Raw genomic sequence first — 11354 nt, forward strand, 5'->3', positions numbered from 1 at the left:
ACTTGATAAAATCAGCTTAACAAAACCTGAATTGAAAGCATTGATTGTGATATCTTATCTAAGCTTAAATTTCTGAATCTGAAAAATTCACTTATGACTTTTTCATGTGGCTCAGAGTAAAAAAGCATACTGTTTGACGAGCAAAGCGAGGAGTTTATGCTTTTTTACTCTTGCTTTATCACATGAAAAAATCATTAGTGAATTCAGCTTCAGAAATTTAGGCTTAGAAAAGATATCACAATCAAACTTTCATCACAGCCTAAAAAGCTGATTTTATCAAGTATCAATAGCAAATCAATGAGGAGAAAAGTGTGAAAGAAATTTATAATGAAAAAGGTTGCCACACTGAGCATCTTTCACACATTCTTATTTGTGGCAGTATCCCAGACCAGCCAGGGATATGCAATAGGAGGAAACCATGAAAAAAGTTTTAATTAAAAACATAAAATATATCGTAACCTGTGATGAGGAAGACAGACTAATACCGGAGGGCTTTATCTACATTGAGGACGGAGTGATAAAAGAAATTGGCAACCAGGTATCTGGAACAAAAGCTGAAGATGGCCTGGAGGAAATCATAGACGGAAAAGATATGATTGTCTATCCGGGACTAATCAATACCCATCACCACCTATACCAGTACTTTACAAGAAATCTTCCCCAGGTACAGAATTTAGAACTCTTTGACTGGTTAAAGACACTTTATGAAATCTGGAAGAACCTTGATGAAGAGGTCATAAGATACAGCTCCTTGCTTGGAATGGGAGAACTGATTAAGAATGGTTGTACTACCTGTTTTGACCATCATTATGTATTTCCTCATAAAACCGGAAGCAGGTTAATTGATGTACAGTTTGAAGCGTCAGAACAGTTAGGTATCCGGTTTCATGCCTCCCGGGGCAGTATGGATTTAAGCAAGAAGGACGGAGGATTACCACCGGATTCTGTAGTACAAGACATTGATTCCATACTAAATGACAGTGAAAGACTGGTCAGACAATATCATAATAAAGAAGCTGGTTCCAGAAAGCAGGTGGCATTGGCACCCTGTTCTCCATTTAGTGTATCTGCAGACCTGTTAAAGGAAAGTGCAGTTCTTGCCAGGAGTCTGGGGGTAAGACTCCATACCCATTTGGCAGAAACTCTTGACGAAGAAACCTATACCCTTGAAAAGTATAATATGAGACCCTTGGAATATATGAGTGAATTGGGTTGGATTGGGAAAGATGTCTGGTTTGCCCATGGCATCCATTTTAATACGGCGGAGTTAAAACTGTTGGCAGACACCGGTACCGGTATTGCCCATTGTCCCATCTCTAATATGAAATTATCCTCAGGAATTGCAAGAATACCTGACATGCTAAAACTAAATGTTCCGGTAGGTCTTGCAGTAGACGGCAGTGCCAGCAATGACGGTTCTAATCTGTTAGAGGAAATCAGGGTAGCTTATTTGCTTCATCGGCTGAACTCAAGTAAAGCTGCTCCATCAGGGTATGATATCTTAAAGCTTGCAACCGCAGGAAGTGCAAGAGTCCTTGGACGTAAGGATATTGGGCAGCTTTCTGTTGGAAAAATGGCGGATTTGTTCATGATAAACAGTAACAATCCTGAACTTACAGGTGCAGATTTTGATCCCAAATCCATGCTTGGAACCATTGGAATCAAAGGAAATGCAGCTCTTACTATGATTGGGGGCGAAATTGCAGCCAAAGACGGCAGGCTTATGACAGTTGATGAGGAAAAGACTGCCTATATGGGCAGGCAGTCTGTATATAAGCTAATGAACCAATATTAAAAACTAAGACTAAAAAGTTACAATCATTATTCGTGTCAATCTAGAAAACTGTTTGGTTGTTCTTCGAATTAAGATAAAACTTCATCTATTCTAAGCGTGTGATAACAGGGGAAACATGGAATAATTCAAAAGGGCTTTTGTCGAAAGAATATTGTTTCCCCGGACGAAAAGGGTGGTATCCGCATCCTTAATTAATTCACGGGTAAAGGAAGCCTCCTTAAGGGGAGTAAAACCAAGACGTATTTGTCTGTCACTGTCTTGTGTTATGTCATTGGATATAACACTTTCAGTGATTGCTGCCTTGGAAGCAGTATGAATAGCAGAAGCAGTATTTATCATGGTATTGATAACAACCTCTAAATCTACTGCTTTTTCACTAAATACATCAGTGATTACTACCTGGTCATTATCAAACTGGGCAATAACAGCCGTATCAAGGGCATCAATATAATAGATATCGTCTTTCATAAAAGAATCACAGTAAAACATAATCAGTTCGTTATTATTGACCATGGAAACCCGGGCATTTGGGTACCGGCCATGAATTAACTTAAGGAACAGATTTCTGTCCATTTCCTGATCAATATGAAGCTTACGGAATGTTAAAGAATTCTTATGACAGGTATCGGAATCCTTATTAAATTTATAAGATTTGCTGTATTCATATTCTTGTACTTTCTCAAATCCAAATTTTGGATAGAAGTCAAGAACATTGTCATTGGCAAATAAATAAATAAAGTCATGAGATTCTTCATATTTTTCTAAAATAGCATTCATTAATAGACGGATTAATCCCTGATTGCGGTGGGAATTTTCCGTCATAACGGTTCCAAGCTGTATAGGCTTAATAGCCTTGCCCTGAACCATAAATTCCATAGGATTAACAGAAACGTTAGCAACAATCTCATTTTCATAAAGGAAAGAGTAGGGAATATAATTATCTTTGCACCAACCTGCCTGATACCACTTTTCAAAATCAAATCCATAGGTCTTATTCGTGAGGCGGTTAAAACTGGCACGGTAATGCTCCTCATGTTTAAAGTCTGTAATTAAAACGTATTTCTTATCCTTAATAATAAATTCCTTGACTTTGTTCATATGTAATCCTCTCAATCAATTTCAGTCTGCTTGTCTTTCATAAAGGAGAGTTAAACGTATAGACTCTTAATATCTTTTGGAACAATAAGGACTGCTGCATACTCAAATATGAAACACAAATTTAAACCTATCAATTATAAACTGCCCTGGTAGAATTCAATACATAATGTAAATGAGATGAGAACGGCTGCAAGAAAGAGGTTGCAGCCGTCTATTAACAGGAACAATATATAATAAAGTTAAAGTAATATACTTAGCTTCCGGGTTCAACTAATTTTTAAAAGGCAGCCTGGCAATGGTACATACAAGTTCATTGTAAGATATTCCTTTACTCTTTGCTTCCTGAGGAATTAAACTGGTTGGTGTCATACCGGGCAGGGTATTGGCTTCCAGGCAGATGAATTCACCTGATTCATCTAAGATAAAGTCAATCCTGGAATAATCTCCGAGTCTTAAAGTCTTATGGACTCCTAGAGCTAGATTCTGTAATTTAGCGGTCAGTTCAGGAGATAAATCAGCAGGGCATACTTCCTTCGTCAGACCACCCTGATATTTATTTTTATAATCATAAAAACCTTGAATAGGAATAATTTCTATGACCGGCAGTGCTTCTTTATCCAATATGCCTACGGAAAATTCTCTTCCTCTTATCATCTTTTCCACTAAAACCGTTTTTTCATAGGCAGCGGCATAATGTAAGGCTTTTTCTAACTCCTCCGTATTATTTACAATAGAAACACCAATACTGGAACCGCAGCTTAAAGGTTTAATTACACAGGGAAAACCTATTTTGCCAGTAATCTTACTATAATCACGGAGTGCTAAATCTGTTACGGCTATTTGACTATCCGTTATCTGGCTTTCAGTTATAATGCTATCAGCTACTTGGTTGTCATCCATTGGACTATAAACGAGACTATCTATTATATGATTACAAGCATTCGAAGTAGTATCGGTAATAATTTTATTACCATTTATTATAGTATCATATTTGCTGCTTTTTTCAAAGCACTTATCTGTTATATCATATAAAATCCAGTCTGCTGTAGGAATGCCTGCCTGAACCAGCAGTTTCTTGGTAAGATCTTTATCCATAGCTAGTAAACTGCCGATATAGCCGGTTCCTGTATATTTTATGTCAAAATTATCAAAGGTAGCCTGAATCTGTCCGTTTTCACCCATGGAACCATGTAAGGCGATAAATACTACATCGGCCAGTCGGCACAACTCTAATACATTCTTTCCAATGAGGGCTGCCTGATTATTATTTCTCTTTTTAATTTCATTTAAATCCGGTTCCTGTTCCGAGACGGTATAACTATATTTTTTACCTTCCCAGGGCTTTGAGAACAACTGGTTTAAATCTTTAACATAATCCTGAAAGCCCTCATAAACGTCTAGAAGCAAAACCTCATGACCGGATTCCATTAAGGAATTGGCTATTAAGCTTCCGGAAGAAAGGGAAACCTCCCGCTCCGGACTTAAACCCCCCGCAAGCACGACAATTTTCATATTTGCACCAATTGCATCACAAAATTACTTGTGACACAGCCACAATGTGGCATCCTTTCTATCATAATATTTTCTTTCAAATCTTATACAAAGTGTATATTGCAAGTTCTCCTGCGAAACTGACAAATAATAAAAGTGAAACAAGTTTCATTCTTCCTGTTTAAGTTTTAGAACATGTATAGATGCCTTTCTTAATACCTGCCTCTATATGCTTATGAAATAATTCTTTGTATAATTATACAAAACATTTTTTTGCTAAAATATCATAATAATGCTTCAAACATTGCAAATAGTGCCATGACAAGTTGCTTAGGTACTTTGCGTGGTAAGCCCATAAAAGAAGAAACAGCAAAGGGGTCCGGCAGTATCCTGGTATGCATGTAAATTTATTGTAGGGAAAGAACCCTCATGGCACTAAAACTTGGTGAACTGCTTAAAGCAGGAGGAAAAGAACAAAACCCACTTCGTTCAGACAGTTGTTCTTTTCCTCCTTGGCGCAATTCACCAAGTTTAAGTGCCATGAGGAACCTTCCCGATACAATAAATTTACATGCATACCAGGATACTGCCGGACCCCTTTGCTGTTTCTTCCTTCATGCAATATCTCATAGATACCAAAAGTTAAGCTTGTCAATCATAAAAGGAATGGTATAATAAAATCAAAAAGGAGTGATTATATGGTATATATTTTTTTAGCAGACGGATTTGAAGAAATCGAAGGACTTACCGTCGTTGACTTATTAAGAAGGGCACAAATAGACATCTGTATGGTATCCATTACCGGTACGAAACAAGTCATAAGTTCCCATAATATAAAGATAGAAGCAGATGAGAACTATGGGGAATCCGATTACAGCAAGGGGGACATGCTGATACTTCCGGGAGGTATGCCTGGTACCAGGCACCTTGCCGAACACCAGGAGCTGGTTACCTTGTTAAAACAGTTTAATGAAGAAAGAAGAAATATTGCAGCGATTTGCGCCGCTCCAAGTGTGCTGGGAATGGCTGGAATCTTACAGGGAAAGAAAGCTACTTGTTTTCCAGGTTTTGAGGACTCCCTTAAGGGAGCACAGGTTACCGGTAATAAAGTAGAAGCAGATGACAATATTATTACCGGTAAAGGTATGGGAGTTTCTATTTTGTTTTCCTTAGCGATTATCGAAAAATTAAAGGATAAGGAAACAGCAGATAAAATTGCCGCTGCTATTCAGTACATCTAATACCACGGTATAATAGCCAAATGGAGAGAACATTTGGAATAATCATAAAAGCATTTAATAGGTCGGACAATTCCCATACAAATTCCAGAGACAGTATGGCTCCGATAAATATCATAACAATATAACAAATGCGGTAGGTTCCTATTCCTTCTTTTCCGAAGAGGTAGACTACCGCTTTTTCTCCGAAATAAGACCAGCCGATTAAGGTTGCGGTAGCAAAGGCAATTATGGACAGACCTAATATGTATCTGCCAAAAGGTATCTGCTCAAAGGCAATTGTTGTAAGCTCCGAGGCAGAAGCACCCTTTGCTGAAAGAGGATTTTTTAAAATATTGGAGACAATAACAAGACCGGTAACGCCGCACATAACCACGGTATCCCAAAAGGTAGCGCTCATAGATACCAGAGCCTGATTATGAGGATTATCGGTTTTGGCGCTGGCGGCAGCAATTGCGGCAGTTCCTATACCGGCTTCATTGGTAAAGAGTCCTCTGGCAATCCCATATCTGGCAGCAGTTTTAATAGTACTGCCAATAAAACCGCCTACCATAGCACTGGGAAGAAAGGCCGAACGGACAATTAATTGTATGGCCGGAAGCAGATAGCGGTAATTCAGCACCAGAATTACAAGACAAGCCAGTATATAAAAGAATCCCATGGCCGGAACCAGCCTGGTACAAATATTACCGATGGATTTTATTCCGCCGATAATAACAAGACCTGTAAATAAGGCAGTGATAAAACCGACAAGGTAAGGTGAAAATCCCCATAAATTAGAGGTAACATCCGTAATGGAATTAGATTGGGTGGAACAGCCCACACCATAGGAAGCTGCCAGGGTAAAAAAGCAGTATATTACAGCTAAAGGTTTGGAATGAAGACCGTTTTCTAACACGTACATCGGACCGCCGGAGTAGGTTCCGTCTTTACCGATACGCCGGTACTGAATTCCCAGATAACATTCGGCGTAAGTAGTTGCCATGCCAAGAACACCGGTCAGCCAGATCCAGAGGATTGCACCAGGACCTCCCATAGCAACAGCAGTAGATACTCCGATAATGTTTCCAATTCCAAGTGTAGCCGCAAGGGTGGTGGTAAGTGCAGCAAAACTGCTGGTTTCACCCTCTTCACCAGAGTCTGACTTGGTGGATAGACGAATACCTTTGCCGATTTTTTTTTGAATGAATTTCAAACGGAAGGTAAGAAAAAGATGAGTGGCTAAAAGAATAAGAAGCATGGGACCATTCCAAAGGAGTTTATTTATATCTTTGATTACAGACAGTATTTCATTCATAAAGTACCTTGTTCCTAACAGTTTATACAGTATATGAAGGAAAAGGGACAATTAGTATTCTGATTTAATAGATGGTCTTTTTCAATTTTTTTAATAATTAAGAAACCATAATCAAAAACTATATTAATAAGAGAAAAATAAAAAATAGTTCCATTACTTACCATTATAATATTTCCCTCTTCTGTTAACAATATTACTATGATAAATGATTCTTAAAACAAATCATTTATCTAATCAATTGGTATCTTGTTTTAAGCAAGTAATTAGTTGATACAACAATCTTATCGTGGAGGTGAATTATTATGGCAAGTAACAACAGCGGTTCTAACAGAGCAGAAGTACCTCAGGCTAAAGAAGCACTCAGCAGATTTAAAATGGAAGTTGCATCTGAAATCGGTGTACCTTTAAAACAAGGATACAACGGTGATTTAACCAGTGCACAGAATGGATCTGTTGGCGGTGAAATGGTAAAACGTATGATTAGAAGACAAGAAGAATCCATGTCCGGAGGTTCTTTCTAAGCGAAAAAGATTTATTGCAAAACCGTTAACTTAAATTATACAACAGATGCTGCATAATTGCTTTATAAGTTAACCCTATTCACATCATCTGTATATAGGATTGAAACTCTGTTTAAAACAGAACTTCAGGAATATACTACAGATGATGTTTTTTATTATCAAAAGGAGCAAAGACCTAAATCAAGCATATGATAGAAAAGTAGCAACTTTAACTTAAAAACCCTTGAAACAGAATCTGTTGCGATAATTACCAGGTTATGTTACAATCGGTTATATGCTTTGCATACGAAGGGAAAATACAGTTCCGATACGTAAGCTGCCTTATGTCAGGCTTTTGTTCTTGAATTGTATGAAATGAATGGTATATAGAAGCAATATTGCTTATCAATTACTTGAATCGAATTTCAGATAAAAGGAGTTAGAATATGGGTAAATATTTTGGAACAGATGGTTTTCGTGGAGAAGCCAATGTAGACTTAACGGTAGAGCATGCCTATAAAGTAGGAAGGTTTTTAGGGTACTATTACGGAAAAGACCATAAAGCAAATGTAGTAATTGGAAAGGATACAAGAAGATCCAGTTACATGTTTGAGTACGCCCTGGTTTCCGGGCTTACGGCAAGTGGTGCGGATGTATTCCTTTTACATGTAACCAGTACCCCCAGTGTTTCTTATTTAATAAGAAGCGAGAATTATGACTGTGGCATTATGATATCGGCAAGCCATAATCCATATTACGATAACGGAATAAAAATATTGAACGGCAGCGGATATAAATTAGAAGCAGAAGTAGAGGATCTGATTGAAAAGTACATAGACGGTACGGGAGAAGACATCCCTTTTGCAAAACGTGAGAAGATTGGAAGAACGACTGATTATTATATAGGAAGAAACCGTTATATCGGATACTTAATATCTCTTGCCACCAGATCCTTTAGCGGTATGAGGGTAGGGCTTGACTGTGCTAACGGTTCCGCCTCCACCATAGCAAAAGGTGTATTTGACGCCCTTGGAGCCAAAACCTTTACCATCCACAATGAACCAAATGGTACTAATATAAACGATGGCTGCGGATCCACCCATATGGAAACCCTACAAAACTATGTTATCGAGAATAAGCTGGATGTAGGTTTTGCCTTTGACGGCGACGCAGATCGCTGTTTAGCGGTGGATGATAAGGGCAATATTATAGACGGAGACTTAATATTATATATCTGCGGTTTATATATGAAGGAACGCGGTGAATTAAACAATAACACCGTGGTAACTACCATTATGTCCAACCTCGGTTTATACAAGGCTCTGGATGAAAAGGGAATCGGATATACGAAAACTGCCGTAGGTGATAAATACGTCTATGAAAACATGCTGGAATATGGTCATTCCATTGGCGGAGAACAATCCGGGCATATTATCTTTAGTAAGCATGCAACTACTGGTGACGGCATACTAACTTCCCTTAAAATTATGGAGGTTATCTTAGAAAAGAAAATGAAACTTTCCGATTTGATCAAAGAAGTATATATTTATCCTCAGCTTTTGGTCAATGTAAAAGTAAAAGATAAAAAAGCTGCCAGGGAAGATGAAAAAGTAAAAGAAATTGTAGAACAGGTTACGAAAGAACTTGGTGAGGAAGGAAGAATCATAGTCAGGGAAAGTGGTACGGAACCGGTAATACGAGTTATGGTAGAGGCAAAAAGTAATGAACTTTGCAAACAACATGTGGACCATGTGGTGGAAGTCTTGAGAGAACAAGGTCATATCAGAAATGAATAATAAAAAAATATGGTATTTACAGAACAGCTATGTTATAATATACTAATGTCAAAACGTCAGAGTGGGAATCTGCCCTGTTTTATACGGATTTTAATGTTCTTCGTTATTACTATAGGAGCCAGTGAAAAATACATTGACGAAAAAATTAACTGGGATCGTATCAGGAATATACGTTCACATATTTAAGGAGGAAATCAGTAATGAGTTTACAAGTTGAAAAATTAGAGAAAAATATGGTGAAGCTGACCATAGAAGCGACTGCTGAGGAGTTTGAAGCCGCCATTCAGAAAGCTTATGTAAAAAATAAAGGCAAAATCAACGTTCAGGGTTTCAGAAAAGGAAAAGCTCCCCGTGCAATCATTGAAAAATTATATGGACCAAGCATATTCTATGAAGATGCTGCCAATATCGTAATACCGGATGCTTATGATAAAGCTGCTGAAGAAAGTGGATTAGATATCGTATCCAGACCAGAAGTCGATGTTGTTCAGATAGAAAAAGGCAAATCCTTTATTTTTACAGCAGAAGTTGCTGTAAAACCGGAAGTAACCTTAGGCGACTATAAAGGAATTGAAGTAGAAAAGACTTTAGTAGAAGTTTCAGAAGAAGAAATCACTGCTGAAATCGATAAAGTAAGAGACCAGAACTCCAGAGTTATCAATGTGGAAGACAGACCGGTTGCGGATAAAGACATGACTGTAATTGATTTTGAAGGATTTGTTGACGGCGTACCTTTTGAAGGCGGAAAAGCAGAAGATTATTCCTTAACCATTGGTTCCCATTCCTTTATCGATACCTTTGAAGATCAGTTAATCGGTAAAGCTATCGGTGAAGAAACAGAAGTTAATGTTACTTTCCCGGAAGAATACCATGCGGCTGAATTAGCTGGAAAGCCTGCATTATTTAAAGTAAAAGTGAAAGAAATCAAAGCAAAGGAATTACCGGAATTAGATGATGAATTTGCACAGGATGTATCTGAATTTGATACGTTAGAAGAATACAAAGCTGATGTAAAAGCTACAATCTTAGAAAAGAAAGAAAAAGAAGCCAAAACTGCAAAAGAAGATAAAGTAGTAGATAAAATCATTGAAAAAGCTACTATGGAAATCCCGGATGCCATGATTGAAACTCAGGTAAGACAAATGGCAGACGATTTTGCACAGAGAATCCAATCTCAGGGCTTGACCATAGAACAGTACTTCCAGTTTACAGGGTTAGACAGTGCAAAATTATTTGACCAGATGAGACCTCAGGCTGTTAAGAGAATTCAGAGCAGATTAGTACTGGAAGCAGTTGTAAAAGCTGAAAATATTACCGTAGCTGATGAGGACGTAGAAAAAGAACTCACACAGATGGCAGAAACTTATAAGATGGAAGTCGATAAGTTGAAAGAATTAATCAGCGAAAAAGAAAAAGAACAAATCGTAATGGATATGGCTGTACAAAAAGCAGTCGACCTTATTGTCGAAGCTGCTGTTGAAGTTTAATAAATAAACTTTAAGCGGTGCTGCATCTTTATAGCCTGATAAAGAAAAGGAGGATTTACTATGAGTTTAGTACCTTATGTCATTGAGCAAACAAGCCGTGGTGAAAGATCCTACGACATTTATTCCAGATTATTAAAAGATAGAATTATATTCCTGGGAGAAGAAGTTTCTGATGTTTCAGCAAGCATAATTGTAGCTCAGTTATTGTTTTTAGAGTCAGAAGACCCAAATAAAGATATTAATCTGTATATTAACAGCCCCGGTGGTTCTGTTACAGCAGGTATGGCTATCTATGATACAATGAATTACATCAAATGTGACGTATCCACTACCTGTATCGGTATGGCTGCCAGCATGGGTGCCTTCCTTTTATCCGGCGGTGCAAAGGGTAAGAGATTTGCTCTTCCCAATGCAGAAGTTATGATCCATCAGCCTTCCGGCGGTGCAAAGGGTCAGGCAACCGATATTAAGATTGTGGCAGAGAATATATTAAAGACCAAAAAGAAATTAAATGAGATACTTGCTGCCAACACCGGCAAACCTCTTGATGTAATCGAAATCGATACCGAAAGAGATTATTACATGACCGCAGAAGAAGCGAAAGCCTATGGTCTTATTGACAGTGTAATTACCAGCAGGTAATTAAGGATAA

At 37.9% G+C, this 11354-nt stretch carries 9 protein-coding genes; 6 read left to right on the forward strand and 3 right to left on the reverse strand.

All coding sequences use genetic code 11. The annotated features are described in order from the left end of the window. Positions 1-418: 418 nt before the first annotated feature. Positions 419-1795: an 8-oxoguanine deaminase gene (locus QA584_RS02535; protein ID WP_278272933.1), complete on the forward strand. Its 1377-nt coding sequence runs from the start codon at positions 419-421 to the stop codon at positions 1793-1795. A 90-nt stretch (positions 1796-1885) separates the two neighbouring features. Here the strand turns inward: QA584_RS02535 and QA584_RS02540 are convergent, their stop codons facing one another. Together QA584_RS02540 and QA584_RS02545 are read right to left on the reverse strand one after the other, a co-directional pair. Beyond that, positions 1886-2893: a GNAT family N-acetyltransferase gene (locus QA584_RS02540; RefSeq protein WP_278272934.1), complete on the reverse strand. Its 1008-nt coding sequence runs from the start codon at positions 2891-2893 to the stop codon at positions 1886-1888. 270 nt (positions 2894-3163) lie between these two features. After that, positions 3164-4405 (reverse strand): D-alanine--D-alanine ligase family protein, encoded by a 1242-nt coding sequence (locus tag QA584_RS02545; RefSeq protein ID WP_278272935.1) that lies wholly within the window; start codon positions 4403-4405, stop codon positions 3164-3166. Positions 4406-5082: 677 nt separating this feature from the next. On the opposite strand from QA584_RS02545, the gene QA584_RS02550 reads away from it, so the two are divergent. After that, positions 5083-5625 carry a DJ-1 family glyoxalase III gene (locus QA584_RS02550; RefSeq protein ID WP_278272936.1) on the forward strand — a complete coding sequence of 181 codons (543 nt, stop codon included), beginning with the start codon at positions 5083-5085 and terminating at the stop codon, positions 5623-5625. Here the strand turns inward: QA584_RS02550 and QA584_RS02555 are convergent. Next, positions 5609-6919 (reverse strand): alanine/glycine:cation symporter family protein, encoded by a 1311-nt coding sequence (locus QA584_RS02555; RefSeq protein WP_278272937.1) that lies wholly within the window; start codon positions 6917-6919, stop codon positions 5609-5611. The two genes, QA584_RS02550 and QA584_RS02555, sit on opposite strands and share 17 nt — an antisense overlap. 302 nt (positions 6920-7221) lie before the next feature. Here QA584_RS02555 and QA584_RS02560 point away from each other — a divergent pair, with 302 nt between their 5' ends. From QA584_RS02560 to clpP, 4 genes are all read left to right on the forward strand, one after another. Continuing rightward, complete coding sequence (locus QA584_RS02560) at positions 7222-7440, forward strand: alpha/beta-type small acid-soluble spore protein (RefSeq protein ID WP_278272938.1); 219 nt, start codon at positions 7222-7224, stop codon at positions 7438-7440. A 425-nt stretch (positions 7441-7865) separates the two neighbouring features. Beyond that, positions 7866-9215 (forward strand): phosphoglucosamine mutase, encoded by a 1350-nt coding sequence (glmM, locus tag QA584_RS02565; RefSeq protein ID WP_278272939.1) that lies wholly within the window; start codon positions 7866-7868, stop codon positions 9213-9215. Between the two features lie 200 nt (positions 9216-9415). Continuing rightward, positions 9416-10702, forward strand: a complete 1287-nt coding sequence (gene tig / locus QA584_RS02570) for a trigger factor (protein ID WP_278272940.1) — start codon at positions 9416-9418, stop codon at positions 10700-10702. Between the two features lie 60 nt (positions 10703-10762). Further along, on the forward strand, positions 10763-11344 hold the full coding sequence (gene clpP, locus QA584_RS02575; RefSeq protein ID WP_278272941.1) for an ATP-dependent Clp endopeptidase proteolytic subunit ClpP: 582 nt from the start codon (positions 10763-10765) through the stop codon (positions 11342-11344). Positions 11345-11354: the final 10 nt, after the last annotated feature.

This window comes from Anaerocolumna sp. AGMB13025 (assembly GCF_029689925.1).
GTDB lineage: Bacteria > Bacillota > Clostridia > Lachnospirales > Lachnospiraceae > Anaerocolumna.

Excerpts from the sequence above, each read along its gene's own strand:
- QA584_RS02535 (WP_278272933.1), top strand. The coding sequence starts at position 419 with ATGAAAAAAGTTTTAATTAAAAACATAAAATATATCGTAACCTGTGAT.
- QA584_RS02540 (WP_278272934.1), bottom strand. The coding sequence starts at position 2,893 with ATGAACAAAGTCAAGGAATTTATTATTAAGGATAAGAAATACGTTTTA.
- QA584_RS02545 (WP_278272935.1), bottom strand. The coding sequence starts at position 4,405 with ATGAAAATTGTCGTGCTTGCGGGGGGTTTAAGTCCGGAGCGGGAGGTT.
- QA584_RS02550 (WP_278272936.1), top strand. The coding sequence starts at position 5,083 with ATGGTATATATTTTTTTAGCAGACGGATTTGAAGAAATCGAAGGACTT.
- QA584_RS02555 (WP_278272937.1), bottom strand. The coding sequence starts at position 6,919 with ATGAATGAAATACTGTCTGTAATCAAAGATATAAATAAACTCCTTTGG.
- QA584_RS02560 (WP_278272938.1), top strand. The coding sequence starts at position 7,222 with ATGGCAAGTAACAACAGCGGTTCTAACAGAGCAGAAGTACCTCAGGCT.
- glmM (WP_278272939.1), top strand. The coding sequence starts at position 7,866 with ATGGGTAAATATTTTGGAACAGATGGTTTTCGTGGAGAAGCCAATGTA.
- tig (WP_278272940.1), top strand. The coding sequence starts at position 9,416 with ATGAGTTTACAAGTTGAAAAATTAGAGAAAAATATGGTGAAGCTGACC.
- clpP (WP_278272941.1), top strand. The coding sequence starts at position 10,763 with ATGAGTTTAGTACCTTATGTCATTGAGCAAACAAGCCGTGGTGAAAGA.